The sequence below is a fragment of the Vibrio variabilis genome (genome assembly GCF_003263785.1).
Taxonomy (GTDB): Bacteria; Pseudomonadota; Gammaproteobacteria; order Enterobacterales; family Vibrionaceae; genus Vibrio; species Vibrio variabilis.
This window is the reverse complement of the sequence record NZ_JYJK01000087.1, coordinates 194,283-211,170: the sequence shown is the minus strand read 5'-3', so window position 1 is coordinate 211,170 and position 16,888 is coordinate 194,283. Positions and strand designations below refer to the sequence as shown.

The 16,888-nt window shown below is 45.8% G+C and carries 13 protein-coding genes and 3 pseudogenes; 6 read left to right on the top strand and 10 right to left on the bottom strand.

All coding sequences use genetic code 11. From position 1 onward, the window contains the following. Position 1: 1 nt before the first annotated feature. From TZ48_RS16080 to nrfB, 7 genes and pseudogenes are all read right to left on the bottom strand, one after another. Entirely contained in the window at positions 2–496 is a 495-nt protein-coding gene (locus TZ48_RS16080) for a GNAT family N-acetyltransferase (protein WP_112479898.1), read from the bottom strand. Beyond that, positions 489–908: a GNAT family N-acetyltransferase gene (locus TZ48_RS16075; RefSeq protein ID WP_112479897.1), complete on the bottom strand. Its 420-nt coding sequence runs from the start codon at positions 906–908 to the stop codon at positions 489–491. Before TZ48_RS16075 ends, TZ48_RS16080 begins: the two co-directional genes overlap by 8 nt. 86 nt (positions 909–994) lie before the next feature. Beyond that, positions 995–1,435 carry a cytochrome c-type biogenesis protein gene (locus TZ48_RS16070; protein ID WP_112479896.1) on the bottom strand — a complete coding sequence of 147 codons (441 nt, stop codon included), beginning with the start codon at positions 1,433–1,435 and terminating at the stop codon, positions 995–997. After that, complete coding sequence (locus TZ48_RS16065; protein ID WP_112479895.1) at positions 1,428–3,395, bottom strand: heme lyase CcmF/NrfE family subunit; 1,968 nt, start codon at positions 3,393–3,395, stop codon at positions 1,428–1,430. Before TZ48_RS16065 ends, TZ48_RS16070 begins: the two co-directional genes overlap by 8 nt. A gap of 139 nt (positions 3,396–3,534) precedes the next feature. After that, positions 3,535–4,491: a cytochrome c nitrite reductase subunit NrfD gene (nrfD, locus tag TZ48_RS16060; RefSeq protein ID WP_112479894.1), complete on the bottom strand. Its 957-nt coding sequence runs from the start codon at positions 4,489–4,491 to the stop codon at positions 3,535–3,537. Position 4,492: 1 nt separating this feature from the next. Then, a pseudogene (gene nrfC / locus TZ48_RS16055) lies at positions 4,493–5,178 on the bottom strand (cytochrome c nitrite reductase Fe-S protein). A 1-nt stretch (position 5,179) separates the two neighbouring features. Beyond that, the gene (gene nrfB / locus TZ48_RS16050) at positions 5,180–5,773 is read right to left on the bottom strand and encodes a cytochrome c nitrite reductase pentaheme subunit (protein WP_112479893.1); all 594 of its coding nucleotides are present in this window, start codon (positions 5,771–5,773) and stop codon (positions 5,180–5,182) included. Between the two features lie 508 nt (positions 5,774–6,281). On the opposite strand from nrfB, the gene nrfA reads away from it, so the two are divergent. Continuing rightward, complete coding sequence (gene nrfA, locus TZ48_RS16045) at positions 6,282–7,697, top strand: ammonia-forming nitrite reductase cytochrome c552 subunit (RefSeq protein WP_112479892.1); 1,416 nt, start codon at positions 6,282–6,284, stop codon at positions 7,695–7,697. A 146-nt stretch (positions 7,698–7,843) separates the two neighbouring features. Then, on the top strand, positions 7,844–8,275 hold the full coding sequence (locus tag TZ48_RS16040) for a hypothetical protein (RefSeq protein WP_042498597.1): 432 nt from the start codon (positions 7,844–7,846) through the stop codon (positions 8,273–8,275). A 4-nt stretch (positions 8,276–8,279) separates the two neighbouring features. On the opposite strand, the gene TZ48_RS16035 is transcribed toward TZ48_RS16040, so the two are convergent. Further along, positions 8,280–9,053, bottom strand: coding sequence for a ferredoxin--NADP reductase (locus tag TZ48_RS16035; RefSeq protein WP_112479891.1), 774 nt, complete (start codon positions 9,051–9,053; stop codon positions 8,280–8,282). A 184-nt stretch (positions 9,054–9,237) separates the two neighbouring features. Between TZ48_RS16035 and TZ48_RS16030 the strand changes: the two genes are divergently transcribed. Then, positions 9,238–9,918, top strand: coding sequence for a hypothetical protein (locus TZ48_RS16030; protein ID WP_112479890.1), 681 nt, complete (start codon positions 9,238–9,240; stop codon positions 9,916–9,918). Between the two features lies 1 nt (position 9,919). Further along, complete coding sequence (locus tag TZ48_RS16025) at positions 9,920–10,978, top strand: 3-oxoacyl-ACP synthase III family protein (protein WP_112479889.1); 1,059 nt, start codon at positions 9,920–9,922, stop codon at positions 10,976–10,978. A 67-nt stretch (positions 10,979–11,045) separates the two neighbouring features. Here TZ48_RS16025 and TZ48_RS16020 read toward each other — a convergent pair whose 3' ends face one another. Beyond that, positions 11,046–11,669 carry a TPR domain-containing protein gene (locus TZ48_RS16020; protein WP_112479888.1) on the bottom strand — a complete coding sequence of 208 codons (624 nt, stop codon included), beginning with the start codon at positions 11,667–11,669 and terminating at the stop codon, positions 11,046–11,048. 134 nt (positions 11,670–11,803) lie between these two features. Continuing rightward, positions 11,804–12,636, bottom strand: a pseudogene (gene ppsR, locus TZ48_RS16015) (posphoenolpyruvate synthetase regulatory kinase/phosphorylase PpsR). A 172-nt stretch (positions 12,637–12,808) separates the two neighbouring features. Between ppsR and ppsA the strand changes: the two are divergent. Further along, positions 12,809–15,177 (top strand): annotated as a pseudogene (gene ppsA, locus TZ48_RS16010) (phosphoenolpyruvate synthase). A gap of 228 nt (positions 15,178–15,405) precedes the next feature. Beyond that, the gene (locus TZ48_RS16005) at positions 15,406–16,881 is read left to right on the top strand and encodes a peptide MFS transporter (protein ID WP_112479887.1); all 1,476 of its coding nucleotides are present in this window, start codon (positions 15,406–15,408) and stop codon (positions 16,879–16,881) included. The last annotated feature ends 7 nt before the right edge of the window (positions 16,882–16,888 follow it).

Below are 16,888 nucleotides of genomic sequence, written 5' to 3'. Positions count from 1 at the left end.
GCTATAACTCCTTGACCATGACTATCACCTCACAGCCTTTATTATTAGTTTGATGAAGCTTTTTCCATCCGAGCTTCGCGTATAACCCGCCAGATAGATCTTCCGTTTGCAAATAAAGCGCTATAATGCCGCGGGATTTTGCTTCTTCAATCACACTATTAACAACAGTTCTTGCGACGCCTTGACCTCTATATTCAGAGTCAACATAAACACCGCCGAGCCACATCTCATAATCCTCGTAACTCGGGATTTCATGCTTTCGAATATGCGCAGTGGCCACTAGCCGTTCGCCATCGCAAATAACAACGTGTGCCGGGATAGAGCCATCTTGCAGAAAGCTCTCGAGCTTTTCGGAGTAGCTTTCTAGAGTGTTGTTAGGATCGCGCTTGCCCCAAGCATCAAAATACCAATCGATGACTGTGGACTTATGCTGAGGCGCATCTGTCAAAAGTGAATAGCCTCTTTCTTCGCTACTGAAGCCTTTAAAGTTAGACATAGGCTTCAATTCCCTTTTTCTGCATCAAGAACTCCGGCTGTTGAATCGATTTAAACCCAAATTTCTGATAGAGCGAATGCGCGTCGACAGTGCCGAGCATGGTACGTCTCAAGCCTTGTAAATCAGGGTGCTCTTCAATCGTACTTAATATCAGTTTGGCAATACCTTGCCCTTGCTTGTCATCAACGACAAAGACATCACTTAGATACGCAAACGTCGCACGGTCAGTAATAATACGTGCAAAACCTACTTGGTTACCGTCACTGTCATAGGCGCCAAAACACAAAGAGTGCTCAATCGATTTTTCAACCACAGATAAAGGAACGCCTTTCGCCCAATAGCTGTTTGAGAGATAGCGGTGTATGAGTGTGATATCGAGGTGTTGTTTATCAGTAGATACCGAATACGGCATAGCAGCTTATCTCCTTCATCCTTGAACTTGTTATAGAGATAAACAATTTAGGCTTTAATATCAATAGTCTATTTATATCGAGCAAGCTATTTAAGGGAATTTCGACGAATAGTCACAACCATCATACCGCCGAGTAATAAGGCGAAGACGATGGGCATTCCCCATAGGATCATGTTTTTACCAGTCAATGAGGGCTGATAAAGGACGTGCTCTCCATAGCGTTCGACCATGTAGTCTTTTACTTGCTGATTGCTTTTCCCTGATTTGACCAACTCAAACACTCGTAATCGGATATCCTTTGCGACTGGAGAGTTAGACTCGATCAGGTTTTGGTTTTGGCACATGGGACAACGAAGCGTTTTGGCGAGAGTGATAGCTTGCTTCTGCTGATTGGGCGTATCAAACTCAAACAGGTCAACGGAGTGCGCTTGTGTCGCGAATGCATGACTTGAGCATAGCAAGAGTGCAAACAGCAGCGTGATTAGTGAGGTGATTGCTGAGAAAGCCAAACGCAATTTATCAATCATTCGCAATCTCCCTCAATGACGACATCAATGACGTATTTTTTGAAGCTACCACATTCTTGGACGAACTCAGCAATACGGTACATGCAGAGATGCAAACCAATAGTGCACCAAACCAAATCCAACGCACAAACGCTTTGAATTGAATGCGCACGGCGTAATCTGTTGTATCCACTTTATCACCCAAAGAGATATAAATATCACCGTGCCAAAGTGGTGTCATGGAAGGCTCTGTCATGGTCATAACTCGCACCGAATAGTGACGTTTTTCGGGCGTAGCAACTCTAGTATATTGGTCGTTGGTTTTGTCGGTGATATCAATAACGGCTTGCTCGGCGGTAAAGTTTCGACCTACGTATAGATGGGTATCAACGTAGGTAATTTGATAATCACCAAAATCAACTTGGCTGCCAGGACCAAGTCTCTTGGTGATTTCGTAAGAATATTCAGCATTCATCACACAGCCAAACGCCGCGATAGCAATACCAATGTGCGCAATACATGCAGAGAGCGATGTCTGCTTAGTCTTGGCGAAAACTGCAGCAATATGTGACATTAACACCCAAAGGCTTGCCCAAACCGTAAAGAGCGCCCAGGTCGACCACTGCGCGCCGACTGACTCATGGTGCGTGGTGCAATAGATCACGACAGCAAAGGCCACTATCAGTGAAACAACCAACAATATAGAGGGCTGCCCAATACTCAGCTTCTGACTGTTACGCGACCAGCTAAGAAACGGTACCGCTCCCATGACAAATAAGCTCACTATCGCGATGGGACCAAACATCAAGTTAAAGTAAGGAGCACCAACGGAGATATTCCCAAGCCCTGCGAGTTCGTAAACCATCGGATAGAAGGTACCAAACACAACGACGGCGGTAGCCAATACAAACAAATTGGCTGACATCAGAACTAGAAATGGTTTAGTCACCCAGCTTGTAATACTAAGCGACTTGATGGAGTCGGCTCTAACAATTAAAGCGACAAACGCGAATACAAACACCAAGGTTAAAATTGCCAGCAAGCTAAAGCCTTTGGTAGGGTCTACAGCAAAAGCATGCACCGATGTCAGCACCCCAGAGCGTACAATGAAGGTGCCAAGAATACTCAAACAGAAAGTGATAAACGCGAGAGAGTAGGTCCAAAAAACAAGCTGTTTGCTACGAGCAACCATCATGGTGTGCAGTAACGCAGTCGCGGTAAGCCATGGAAGCAGCGATGCATTTTCAACCGGGTCCCAAAACCACCAGCCTCCCCAGCCTAACTCGTTGTAGGCCCACCAAGAGCCTACAGCAATACCTGCTGTCAAAAACAGCCATGCGATTAAGGTATAGAAACGTGCACTTGGAATCCAATCAAGGTCGACGTGTTTTGTGAGTAGCGCACCCAGCGCCATCGCGAGCACCGACGCAAACCCCACATAACCGATGTAAAGCAAAGGCGGATGTATGATAAGGCCAATGTCTTGAAGCATCGGGTTTAAGTCGCGACCTTGAAGTGGGATGACTGCATTCAACTCGAACGGGTTTGATGCCGCCAGAGTAAACCAAGCGAAGGTTGCTACGATGCACTGCATGATCCAACTTGCGTGATTCTTCGCACTGATACGCTGCTTTGACCAAGCAATGACAACGCCCCAAAGTGACAATGTCACCACCCAAAACAGCATCGAACCTTGGTGCCCGCCCCACGTGGCTGCGAGTTTGTAACCTAAATGGAGTTGGTGATTGGAATTGTCTGAGACATAACGAATAGAGAAGTCGTCAACGGCAAACGCATAAGCCAACACAGCGATAGCACTGAAAGAGAACCAAAAAGATATTGCGCTGAAAAATCGGTTTAGATTACTCGCACTGGCAACATTTTGCTGGCCTTTGATCGCAAGAAAGACTCCCTGCAAAACGGCAAGCGAACTCGTCACTGCTACTGCAATTAATGTGAATAACCCTATGTACCCGAGCATAACACCTCATACGAGACGGCCTTCCATCCCAATAAATCAAACCTTTGAAAACACGCTTTCATTAACGAAACAGGCTTTCAAAGATCCCCCGCAAGACACGGGGGAACTAGTCTGAAAAACGTTCTAAACTATTGTCATCTTAAACTACGGTCATCTGCCCTGCATACAACACAAACGTACGCAGCATTAACACCCCAATCAAACTCAAGGTAGTCACCACAAAAATAAAGCCGTGATTCAACTTCACCTCACCTGGACTAAAGTAGTTTAGTCCCAGTGGCAGCAGCATCCCGATACCGATCACGCCATACCAGAACCAGCTAGACCAAAAACCACCGCCGATAGCATTCCATGCGGCAACTTCATTTTGACCACCGCTGAAGATAAGACCGGTAAAGAAAGTCACAATCACAAACAGTTCAAACAACACAACAGGACGCTCAAAGCTGTGCACCCACTTCACGCTTGGACTATGTGAATCTTCTTTAAACACAAGAATACCGAACAGCAAACTCGCTGCTGCGCCCGAAGACAAGCTCGAGAACAAGAACAAGATTGGCAATACTGGGTTATTTAGCATCGGGTACGTTTTAAGAGCAGACAGTAAGAAGCCTGTATACGCCGCCAATACGATAGCCAGAAAACCTAAAAACAGCTCTAGTCCGTTTTCAATTTTCTCCAGCTTGAGCAAAATAGTCTCAACAAAATCGAACTTGCTTCCTAGCACATCCATGATTGGCTTCCTGAAAATCATACCAATCCAGACAAACAACACCGCCATATAAACTTGGAATAAGATGACACCCATCGACATTACCGAGGATGGATTGTAGTAAATCATGATTTTCCAGAATTCTAATGGTTTGGTCAGGTGGAATACTAAGATAAGCAAGCCAACAATGATGCCAAATGGCGCTAGCCAAGCCATCGCCTTCATAATGCCATTTTGCGCTGGGTCGCCTTCAATAACCTTACGCTTGAGGTAAATGGCAATCAGTGCCGAGCCTGCAGACATGCCAGCCAAGAACAGATAGATCGCTATGATCCAGTCCCAAACAAGGGAGTCGAAATGAAAGGCTGTTTCCCACGTACTCATACTACACCTCCCCCTTGTGGAATGCGGCTTTGAACAGCTTAGGTTTCGTGCTAGATGCTCCTTATCGCGATAAATCACTTTAATGCTCAGATCTTTATTGATGTCGCTATTGGGATCATTCAAATCACCAAACACCAATGCCTTAGTTGGACAACTCTCTACACATGCAGGCAGCTTGCCCTGAGCCAAGTTGGTATCGCGGCAGAAATTACATTTGTCGGCAGAGTGATTCTCCGGATGGAAAAAGCGCACTTGATAAGGACAAGCGGCTAAACAGTAACCACAACCCACGCACTTTTCTTTGTGGACGTCGATGATACCTGTCTTCTCATCTTTGTATGCAGCGCCCGTTGGACACACGTAAACACAAGGAGGGCTCTCACAATGCTGACATGACTCACGAGTGAATCGGTATTCAACATCGGGGTATTCGCCTATCGGCTCTGAGCGGTGGATCTCCAGTCTGGAAACCCCTTCAGGCACGTTGTTTACTTCACGACATGCATCGGTACAAGCCGTACAGCCAATACATGCATTTTCGTCATGGAGCATGCCATAGCGCACCGCTTTCTCGGTTTCTTCGCTTGCCACTGAATTACGTGCAGTGACGACTGACGTTGTTGCTACACCAGTGGTGAAAATCACAGCGCCCGTGCCGGCAAGAAAATTTCGTCTTGAACAACTCATATTACTTGCCCTCCTCTTCACGTTTTTCGTTGAAGTCTTTGTGGCAATCGACACACATCTTAATTTTCGTTTTGTGGTCGTAAGACAGCACTTTGGCTTTCTCAGCATGAACTGAATGACAATTGGTACAGGTTAGATTCTTTGCATGAACGTCATGCGTCCAGCTATCTTTTTGCAGATATTGGGGTTGATGACAATCTGTACATCGACTGTTTGCTTTGAGAATGGCTTCTGGATCTAACCAAGTTTTATCTGTACCCAGTTGAGACTGTGCAGCATGATATTTAATCACCGTCGACGCACCATCACGATGGTCTGGGCCGATATTGCTATGACAGTCTGTACAGCTTGGCGCCGCGCCTCTGATCTCGACAACATTCTCTCCATGAGAGCCTGCCAGAGTTTGTTTCGAGTCTTTGTGACATTGGATACACTTGTAATCCTTGTCACGTATCAACTCCACCTTATGCCGTGTAGAGTCCCCTTCTTGCACGAGGGCTGCATCGTCGGCAAAGGCATTGAGTGAGTAACCACAGAGAGTAAATGCAAGGAGAGCCTGAAGCATTATCACTATGGTCAATTTAACATTGCCCATTGTATCCTTTCCTTAAACCCAATATTGCGAACCTGAACATTCGTTTATCGGATTAATAACCAATGACTTTTCCTTTCAATCGACGAACTATTAAATAAAAGTCCGAAACCTACTCAGAAATGAAATCAATTCTTATTTAGGATAAGCCACAACGCTTCACGATTAAATAATAGTACGACTTCCCGTATTTCCCCTAACCACTTACGTTCAATTAGTGAGCAATATCACTATTATTAATGTGTGAATTTTTACATAACCCATTGTTTTTAATAGCAATGAAATTCACATCAAAAACAACCATCACTAACCCTTTAGGGTTAGATGGATATAGATGTGAGCTTCATCACCTAGCTAAATTGATCTAAAACAGTAAATAGGTCGAGCTGTAATCAAATATTACTATCCATGAGTTAATATGAATACGTCTAACAATTTAGACATCTCCAAATCTTGTTTAGGGAATTTGCCCCACAACGCATTTCAAAAATTAGAATATGGAGATACCATCGTGAACAAGCACTGGATTATAAGTTCCGTTGCTGCATTAGCTATATTAGGCACCGCAAGTGTGTCCGCTTTTGCTGCCTCTGAAAAAGAGTTAATGGACCCGAGAAATCAGGCCTACGAACAAGACCACCCTGACCAATACCACTCTTGGAAGCAAACCAGTGAGAGCGTCGAAATCGAAGACGCACTCGCTCATGACCCGAACATGGTGATCCTGTGGGCAGGTTACGGTTTCGCTAAAGACTACAACAAAGCGCGCGGGCACTTCTATGCCCTTGATGACGTGCGCCAAACATTAAGAACTGGCGGTCCAACTGATCCGAAGTCTGGCCCAATGCCTATGGCATGTTGGAGCTGTAAAAGCCCTGACGTCGCTCGCGTCATCGATGAGCGTGGCGAGGACGGCTATTTTGAAGGCAAATGGGCACGCTTAGGCGCTGAAATTTCAAACCCTATTGGCTGTGCAGATTGCCATGACACCCGCAGTGAAAAATTCAAGAACGGCGAACCTGAACTCGCACTGACTCGTCCTTACGTTGAACGTGCCTTTGAAGCTATTGGTAAAAAGTTTGATGAGCAATCGCGTTTAGATAAACAAGCTTCGGTTTGTGCTCAGTGCCACGTTGAATACTACTTCACTGGCCCAACGAAAGCCGTGAAATTCCCTTGGGATATGGGCACCACCGTTGGAGAAATGGAACAGTACTACGACGCACTCAACTTTAAAGACTGGCAGCACGCCGTCTCTAAAGCGCCTATGTTGAAAGCTCAGCACCCGGGCTATGAAACTTGGCGTGACGGTATCCATGGCAAAAACGGAGTTGTTTGTGTCGACTGTCATATGCCGAAAGTGACCAAAGAAGATGGCACTGTTTATACCGATCATAAAGTCGGTAACCCGTTTGACCGCTTCGAAGACACCTGTGCAAACTGCCATACTCAAAGCAAAGATCAGCTACAAGGCATCGTATCGACTCGCAAAGCACAAGTACTGAACATGAAACTCACCGCAGAGAAGCAAATCGTAGCCGCTCACTTTGAAGCGGGTGCCGCGTGGGATGCAGGTGCAACTGAGGAAGAAATGAAGCCAATCCTAACGGATATTCGTCATGCTCAGTGGCGCTGGGATTACGCAATCGCGTCTCACGGCGTTCACATGCATGCACCGGAAATGGCACTAGAAATTCTCGGTACATCCGTTGATAAAGCCGCTGATGCCCGAGCAAAATTGATTCGCTTACTTGCGAAAAAAGGCATCACCGACCCTGTCGAGATCCCAGATATTTCCACTAAAGAAAAAGCGCAAGCCGCTTTAGGAATGGATATGGATAAGATGAACGCAGAGAAAAAGCACTTCTTGGAAACTGTAGTACCTGAATGGGATAAAGAAGCAGCTGAGCGTGAGGCTAACTACTAGGTTTTCTTACTATTGAATATGTGATCTATTCGAGATTAACGTAAGCCCCAACCCAATGGTTGGGGCTTTTTGCTAGAATCGTAAGTAGCTGAAACTTCATTGTGTTTCCAAAATCAATAACGGCACACATACACAAAAGGGATCTCATGAAAAAACGTCTTCTGCTTGGTCTATGTTTAGCCTCTACTTTCTCGTTTGCCGGCACCTACAATAGTGTGTCGGTCGGTACCACCAGCGAAGGTGGCTTTGGTGTGGGTCTGTATTACGATAGAAATCTTAGTTATGGTTTTTACGCTAACTTGGCTGGAGGGACTGGGCCGAACAATGATGACTTTGGCCTTAATGTCGGACTGGTTAAATCACTCAGCGATAACTTTGTCGGATATGCTGGTATCGGCGTAGCGAACCGAAGTGAAGAGAAAATTACAGACGCGCCATTTAAAACCTATGAATCGGATTTGCGATTCAACGGTAATATAGGTTTGCTGTTTAAAACGGGCGTCACTGGCTTCACTGCAGATATTGGTTACAACACAGGTCTAGAAGCTGCATACTTCGGCTTAGGCTATACCTACTAGGCTATTACCAATAGTTTTCACTCGAAAAATGCCCTGGCTTTCTTCGCAAATGTTTTGTTAAACCAAGCTCTGTTAATGCAGAGCTTGTTTCTTTCACCATGGCGGGGTTGCCGCACATAAATACAAAGCTTTTTGCCACATCAAGTTCCAATTCCACGTGATTTTGTAGTTTGCCATCCAAAAGTAACTGCGGAATACGTCCAGACAAACTCGTATCGTGATCTTCTCTGGAAACAATAGAGACGAATTTAAACCGCTTTCCCAGTCTAGTCTGTGCGTCTTGAATAGTTTGGCTGTAGACAAGCTCATCTGCACGTCTTACTGCGTGGACCAAAACTATCTTTTCGAACCTGTTAGACAACCTATTATCGCCCAGCATTGATAAGAATGGCCCAATGGCAGTGCCCGTCGACAACATCCACAATTCACTGGTGTACTCCGGAATTTCTTCAATCGTCATAAACCCCGAAGGCTGTTTTCCGACAAAGACTGGATCACCAGAATCAAGCTGATTGAGTCTCGGCGACAGTTGTCCATCGCTATCGGCAATAATTAGGAACTCCAGATGTTGGTAGCCGTACTCATGGTTGGGGTGGTTTACCATAGAGTACGCTCGGCGCACCCACTCACCCTCTTCGTTACGCAGACCCAGTTTTGTAAACTGGCCTGCTGCGTACTGTTCTATGGGCGCTAAAACTTCAAGACTAAATAAATTGTGAGTCCACTGTTTTTTCGCCAATACTCGGCCTTCTACCAATCCATTTGGAACGTCTGTCATGTCTCATCTCCGATAAGTAGTCCAATTTGACACTTTCAGCATAGAAGTAAATTCGGCAGGATATAAACTAAGATGTAGACAGACTAAACATGAATTAAATAAAAAACTTAACGTAGAAGAAAGGAATTCGGCTTTACCTCGGTCTTGGTATAGTGTGTGTTGTAAAAGGATGTTGAGAGTGCCCATGAAACCATGTTTTCCTGCTGTTCCCTTTGAAGGTGTCAGTGAAAGTCCGGTTAAGTACTGGCTTCACGAGTATCGAAATACGATATTCGAATTTACACAAGTAGAGCAAACTGCTCTGTCTAGGCTTCTCCCCCTATTGGTATGCGGGGAACAAAGCTCGCAATGGGTATTCTATAACGAGTCACAACGTGATCTTCCACAAACACTCGCGTCAGCCCAAAGTGATTTTGAACGCATTGTCGCTGATGAGAAATACCATGAAGATGCTCTCGAGTTTGTACAATCTCAGTTAGAACAACCTTCTGATGTCGTAGCAATAAAACGCCGCAGTCAGCGTTTTTTTGCTTCACTGGGTTCCAGAAACACGTTCGAAGAACATTTTGCTCAAATCGCATGTCTTGACGCATTGGTTTGTAAAATTATGCTGAGTCTAGAGAAGGGCCGACTTGACCCACACCATCCGTTCGTTCTGTTGTGCCGAGCTATCAAACAAGACGAAGCGCGTCATGTCACAGCAGCAAAAAAGCATGCTCTCGCTCTAGGATACGACCGTGCAAAATGGCGATCACTCAACACACTGATTTCACAAAAACTGTTCAAACTACTCAATACTGAGCGAGAAGCCTTTGACACGCTTGGTATCACGCTCGAGCACATCTTTGAAGCTAGGGAGAGCTAATATGAGTGCAACGTTTCTGCCCGGCAGTGTATCACTGCTCGCCGCCCACCATTTATTCCCAGAACAACATCTGGACAACGCACAACTGTTAGATGCATTGGAACGATTAGCAGGAAAACGCTACGCAAAAATCGCGTCTCGGATTTCGCCATTTTTAGGTATTGAAGGACGCCATTTTTCACGCAGCATTTATTCACATACCAGCGCACCGACGCCAAGCAACTCTGATCTTGTGGTTAGTGTTGTGACACAACTGCTTGAGCAATCGAACACTGCATTGGACTCCATCGATTATCTAATCGGTCACACTACGACACCCGACACTCAACTTCCCCCTAGCATTGCATGGGTGGCAGAGAAGCTTCGCTATCACGGCCCTTTCATGGAATTAAGACAAGCCTGTACTGGGTTTTCAAGTGGCTTGCAAATCGCCATCCCACGAATGGCCATGCTAGATAAGCCAGTGATGATTGTCGGCAGTGAAACAGGTTCCGTGTATTTTGATTACCACCCAGATTTTCTCGACCAATCTCAGTTGGTCAACTACATGCAAATGGGTGATGGTGCCGGCGGGGTCATTATCGCTCCAGAAGACGTACCGGGATTAGGCAAAATATCAGACTGCTTTACTGGTCAAATTGGGGTTGAGCAATCACCCGGTTTGTCACTGGATGGAGGCTCAATGTCCGTATATACCCAAGACGGTAAAGCACGTTTTCATCACGATGCCAGCAACGTAAGAAAAAGCGGAGAGGCATTGTTTCAAGCCAGTATTCTGGCATTGAGAAGTCGTGGCTATGAGCTCAACGACTTTGACTACATCATCCCCCATCAAGCAAGCGGCCATATAGATACTATGCTGGCAGAGGCGCTAGACATTGATCCAGCCAAGATCATCAACGACGCCAAACACTGGGGTAACCTGGGTTCTGCTGCTATTTGGTGCAGTTTCTCTAAACTCGTTAATAGCGGAACACTATCGAAAGGAAGCAAGGTGGTGATTCTTGGAGCCGAAGCAACTAAGTATATGTATGGTGGATTTGTGTATACGCACGCTTAAAATGAAACAACCTGTGTTAGCCGCTAAAGGTTTTAGCGGCTTTTATTTGAAGCCTTTAAGCCATGAACTATCGCATGCCTTTGGCTTGGTTTATTTTTTCAACAAGCGCCGCTCTATCTATACCCACTCGATTCGAATCCAATATCTGCGTCCAAACACGAATCGCCTCATCGTATTCTCCATTCAAGAAATAGTCCGAAGCGATAAGTTGCAATGCCGTGTCATTGTCACCATCGAGCTCTAGCGCTTTGTCTAGGTAGCGCTGAATGTCAGGCGTAATCGTTTGTGAGGATTGATAGTAAAGCGCTGTTGCTAAGGCGGCATACTGCCCCGCATACGGCATACTAGAGAGACGAATTGAGTAATTGAAACACGTTGCTGCGGAATCAAACTCCAGACTCTGCATATACAGCTGACCTAGCTTAAACCAAGACTCGGCATCGTTTGGGGATTCTGTTAGTGAATTTTGAAGATCAAGCATGACGCTTTGATGGTCTTGTATATGACTGAGAGCGGCTGACTCTGGCAACGGTGTGCGAAACTGGCTCCAGAGAAATAATGAAATGCCAACAATACTCGCACTCAACGCCGTGGCGTACCCAACTCTTTTTTTAACTTCAGATACTTTGTTCATACTTGCATAAGCGACAACAAAAACGACAGTGATGCTTAGCAATACGAAAATCAACATGGTATGACTGGGTTCTTATTCGAATGAAGTTTGCCACTATTGTAACGACTGGCCGCAAACAGCGCTGTGAGTCAGAGCGCTGTTTGAAGTCTTGTCATTGGTAACTTTTGGAGTTGGAAATGGGTTCTCTATTCTTAGAATACCCGCCGCTTCAATCCAGCTCGCTCTAATACCCTCGTTGAGATCTCCTCCACCGACAGTGACGTCGTATTGATATAAGGGATCGCTTCACGCCTAAACAACGCTTCAACACTCGCCAGCTCCTGCAGACATTGTTCGGTACTGGCGTATTCACTTCCTGCTAAGCGGTTTTCACGAATTTCTGTTAGACGCTCTGGGTTGATAGTCAGGCCAAACAACTTATGACGATGGATTTCAAACTCAGGCATTAGGCGCAAGCGTTTAATGTCGTCATCGATAAATGGATAGTTCACGACTCGCAGGCCAAATTGCATGGCAAGATATAGGCTGGTTGGCGTTTTACCGCTGCGAGACACGCCCAGTAGAATCAGGTCGGCTTCCTCAAGGTTTTTAAGCGAGACGCCATCATCATGTGCAAGGTATATTCAACCGCAGCAATACGATCAAAGTACTTAGCAGAATCTTTGCCAACACTGTGTGAGCGCTGAAGTTTTGGCTTAGGCTCCAATTGTAAATCCGTTTTAACTTGAGCCACCAAACTTTCTAACACATCGTAACAAAACGCTTGTGACTCTAGTAATCCTGCTCGAATTTCAGGCACAACAATGGAGAAAAACACCAAAGGTTTCACGCCATTACGTTCATAGGATTGATTAATTTCCCTAATGAGTTCATCGAGCTTATGAGCGCTCTCTACGAAAGGAAATGTCTTTTCTTTAGCTTTGAATGGAAATTGACCGAGCACCACGTGCCCCAATGTCTCACAAGTAATCGCTGTACCGTCAGAAACGTAGAATACGTCACGACTTTGACCTAAAATTTTCATTTTCTATTTAATTTTTCAAATTAATTTAAGTAGGATGCTTTACATAATATCGATAACAAACCCTAGCATTCAATCACGTTCCCCCACAGTTTGTAAAAATAGTTAAATATTTTTTCACTGAATACGTAATCGTTTGCTATATCCTACAGCTGCAATGTTTCTGGAGAAAGACATGCAAAACAACACCCTTTGGTTCAATGGTCTGTCAATGGACGATGTCGATAAGGTCGGCGGCAAAAATGCTTCGCTTGGCGAGATGGTTTCAAATCTTGCTAATGCGGGTGTTTCAGTGCCAAACGGCTTTGCGACAACATCCTATGCCTTCAACCAGTTCCTCGATTTCGAAGGATTGGATGAGCGCATTCACGGGCTATTGGACGAACTTGATGTTGATGATGTTGACGCACTGCGTAAGACAGGCGCGACCATCCGTCAATGGGTATTAGAAGCCCCCTTCCCTGCTGATTTAGAGCAGGATATTCGAAATAACTATCAAGAACTCATCGAAGGCAATGAAGAGCTTTCTGTGGCAGTGCGCTCCTCCGCAACTGCTGAAGACCTTCCTGATGCCTCCTTTGCGGGTCAACAAGAAACCTTTTTGAACGTAAAAGCATCGATGCGGTTCTAGAAGCCACTAAGCATGTCTACGCGTCTCTGTTTAACGACAGAGCGATTTCCTATCGTGTGCACCAAGGGTTTGACCATCGCGGTATCTCGCTATCTGCGGGCATCCAACGTATGGTTCGTTCAGACAAAGCGTCTTCAGGCGTTATGTTTACTTTGGACACGGAATCTGGCTTCGACCAAGTGGTATTTATCACTTCGGCTTGGGGTCTAGGTGAGATGGTAGTACAAGGTGCCGTGAACCCAGACGAGTTCTATGTTCACAAGCCACTACTAGAGCAAGGTCAAGCGCCTATCGTTAAGAAGACGTTTGGTTCTAAGCTCATCAAGATGGTTTACTCTGACAACCAAGAGATTGGTAAACAGGTAGACATCATCGATACGTCTGATGAAGAACGTAACCAGTTCTCTCTAAACGACGAAGAGATCAAAGAGCTCGCGAAACAAGCGATGATCATCGAGAAGCACTACCAGCGTCCAATGGACATTGAATGGGCGAAAGATGGCATCGATGGCAAGCTATACATCGTACAGGCTCGTCCTGAAACCGTGTGCTCTCAAAGCGAGCAAAACGTGATTGAACGCTTCCAGCTAAACAACAAAGCTGATGTGTTGGTTGAAGGTCGTGCGATTGGTCAACGTATCGGTACGGGTACCGTTCGTCTGGTTGATTCACTTGACCAGATGTCACTTGTTCAAGAAGGCGATGTTCTGGTTACAGACATGACAGACCCAGATTGGGAGCCAGTGATGAAGAAAGCAGCGGCGATTGTGACTAACCGTGGCGGCCGTACTTGTCACGCAGCGATCATCGCTCGTGAACTTGGCATTCCAGCTATCGTAGGTTGTGGCAACGCTACCGACAGCTTGGAAGATGGCGCAGTGGTTACTGTTTCATGTTCTGAAGGTGAAACGGGCTATGTTTATCAAGGTGAGCTGGACTTTGAGATCCGCCGCTCCGCTGTCGATGAACTACCACTGCTGCCAACCAAAGTGATGATGAACGTGGGCAACCCAGATCGTGCATTCGACTTTGCTCAAATTCCTAACGAAGGTGTGGGTCTTGCTCGTCTTGAGTTCATCATCAACAAGATGATTGGTATTCACCCTAAAGCGCTACTGAACTTTGACCAGCAGTCTCCTGAGCTGCAGGCTGAGATCACTCAGCGTATTCGCGGTTATAAAGATCCTATCGACTTCTATGTGAGCAAGCTGACAGAAGGCATTTCAACCATCGCGGCAGCGTTCTGGCCTAAGCGTGTAATTGTTCGTATGTCGGACTTTAAGTCAAACGAATACAGCAACCTAGTAGGCGGTAAAGAGTTTGAACCACACGAGGAAAACCCAATGCTTGGTTTCCGTGGTGCTTCTCGTTACATCTCTCCTGTGTTTGAAGACTGCTTTGAGCTTGAAACGCAAGCGATCAAACGCGTTCGTGATGAGATGGGTCTAAAAAACGTTGAAATCATGATCCCATTCGTTCGTACGCCAAGCGAGGCAGCTCAAGTTATCGACCTACTTGCTAAGTTCGACCTACGTCGTGGTGAGCAAGGCCTCAAGGTCATCATGATGTGTGAACTGCCATCAAACGCCGTTCTTGCTGAAGAGTTCTTGAAGTACTTCGATGGATTCTCGATTGGCTCAAACGACATGACTCAGCTAACGCTTGGTCTTGACCGCGACTCTGGCGACGTGGCGCATCTATTTGATGAGCGTAACCCAGCAGTGAAAGCGATGCTGAAGATGGCTATTGATGCTGCCACCAAAGCGGGCAAATACGTTGGTATTTGTGGCCAAGGTCCATCGGATCACGATGATCTAGCAGAGTGGTTAATGGAGCAAGGTATTAGCTCTGTATCACTAAACCCAGATACGGTGATTGATACTTGGTTGAAACTAGGCAACGTAGCGAAATAATCAGACTGAGTAGCTCCACTATTTAAGCTGATTACAAACTAACAGTAAACCAAATGCCAGGGTGTAAACTCTGGCATTTTTTCGTCTACCAATTATGCATCAAGCCGAACGTTTGCATCGCTTTATACAACATCGCTTTGCAGGGTCCCATCCTACATAGGCGAGTTAGGCGTCACTGGCATCTCTTCTAAAATACCGGCCTCTATTTCCAACCTTAAGAAGCCAACTATGTGGAACAAGCTAAACAAATCCATGATGGTCTGCCAGATGCTATTTGGTCTATCGTTCTATGGCGTTTTAGTCAGCCTGACGCGATTCTTTCTAGAAGACCTTAACTACAGTGAAGCCGATACCATGATGGTAGTTGGCGCTTTCGCCGCTATTGGTCCCCTTTTCGCCATCGCTGGCGGGTTTATTGCCGATAAGTTACTAGGCGCCTACCGCTCGCTCACCATCAGCTATGCCGCGTTTACACTGGGTTATCTACTTTTGGTCTTGGGCGCTACGACGCTCCATGTTCCTATGGCGATGGCAGGTATCGCGCTGGCAAGTTACGGACGTGGCTTGATGTCTCCGTCTTACCCTAGCCTCTATAAGCGCACATTTGCCACTCAAAAAGAGTTTGAGCATGGTTTTCCGATTAACTACTCGGTCAACAATATCGGTGCGTTCTTAGGACAATACCTGTTCCCAATGATCACACTCTATATCGGATTTAGCGGCGGATTTGCGCTATCTGCTCTGATGGCTGTTGTTGCTTTGTTTGTGCTGATAACGCTGAACAGAAAGTTCAAACCACTTGGGAAGCCAATTGATACCGAACACGTATCGCTCAGAGCTTGGGGGGTCTTTTTTGCTCTATCGGCCGCTATGATTGCATTGGTGTTCTTTATGTTCTCCAACATGGATGTCGGCCAGAACATTGTGTATGCCATTGGAGTCGCTGCCATTGGATACTTTGTGTTTTTGATGTTTAAGGTGACGCGCTCTGAGCGACTAAAAATGGGCACCATCCTCATTATGACGTTTCTGACGACATGCTTTTTCGTCTACTACGGTCAAATGATGACATCGATGAACATTGTTGCCATGAACACACTTAAAGGTGAGTTGTTTGGTTTCATTCCACTCGAACCAGAAGCCGCAATGGCAATGAACCCACTGTGGTGTATGGTAGGTGGTCCGATTATCGCGACCCTATTTAGCCGCCTAGAAAAAAACAATATTCACTTGTCGACATCGACCAAGATCGCCGCAGCGTTTGTCTTTACTGCGATTGCATTTGGTATCTTAACCTACTTTATCTCAACCGTTGGCGAAGACGTTGCCATCAGACCTGAAGTTTTCCTCGTAGTTCACTTCTTCCAAGCAATGGCTGAAGTCGTGGTTGGCTCTATGGTTGTGGCCTTTATCTTGTCGGTTGCACCACATCACATCGAGAACTTCTCTGTAAGTTTGTTTTCCGTCGCGATCGCTTTAAGCGGGATTGTTGGTGCAGCACTATCCACCAATATCGCACTAGAAAAGGGGCAACAACTTACCCAAGATATCGCTCAAACTGTGTACGCGGAATACTTTCAGTTGCTAACTGTTATGGCGGTTGTCATGATTGGTGTAGCGCTCGTTGCATCGAAAGTCATCCACAACATGTTGAAAGCCGCAGTAGAAGCTGAACTGGGCGCTAGAGAGTTAGTGAAGCAGTAAAAGTGCA

Excerpts from the sequence above, each read along its gene's own strand:
- TZ48_RS16035 (WP_112479891.1), bottom strand. The coding sequence starts at position 9,053 with ATGACAGACGTTCCAAATGGATTGGTAGAAGGCCGAGTATTGGCGAAA.
- TZ48_RS16025 (WP_112479889.1), top strand. The coding sequence starts at position 9,920 with ATGAGTGCAACGTTTCTGCCCGGCAGTGTATCACTGCTCGCCGCCCAC.
- TZ48_RS16070 (WP_112479896.1), bottom strand. The coding sequence starts at position 1,435 with ATGATTGATAAATTGCGTTTGGCTTTCTCAGCAATCACCTCACTAATC.
- TZ48_RS16020 (WP_112479888.1), bottom strand. The coding sequence starts at position 11,669 with ATGTTGATTTTCGTATTGCTAAGCATCACTGTCGTTTTTGTTGTCGCT.
- TZ48_RS16065 (WP_112479895.1), bottom strand. The coding sequence starts at position 3,395 with ATGCTCGGGTACATAGGGTTATTCACATTAATTGCAGTAGCAGTGACG.
- TZ48_RS16075 (WP_112479897.1), bottom strand. The coding sequence starts at position 908 with ATGCCGTATTCGGTATCTACTGATAAACAACACCTCGATATCACACTC.
- nrfD (WP_112479894.1), bottom strand. The coding sequence starts at position 4,491 with ATGAGTACGTGGGAAACAGCCTTTCATTTCGACTCCCTTGTTTGGGAC.
- TZ48_RS16005 (WP_112479887.1), top strand. The coding sequence starts at position 15,406 with ATGTGGAACAAGCTAAACAAATCCATGATGGTCTGCCAGATGCTATTT.
- TZ48_RS16080 (WP_112479898.1), bottom strand. The coding sequence starts at position 496 with ATGTCTAACTTTAAAGGCTTCAGTAGCGAAGAAAGAGGCTATTCACTT.
- nrfB (WP_112479893.1), bottom strand. The coding sequence starts at position 5,773 with ATGGGCAATGTTAAATTGACCATAGTGATAATGCTTCAGGCTCTCCTT.
- TZ48_RS16030 (WP_112479890.1), top strand. The coding sequence starts at position 9,238 with ATGAAACCATGTTTTCCTGCTGTTCCCTTTGAAGGTGTCAGTGAAAGT.
- TZ48_RS16040 (WP_042498597.1), top strand. The coding sequence starts at position 7,844 with ATGAAAAAACGTCTTCTGCTTGGTCTATGTTTAGCCTCTACTTTCTCG.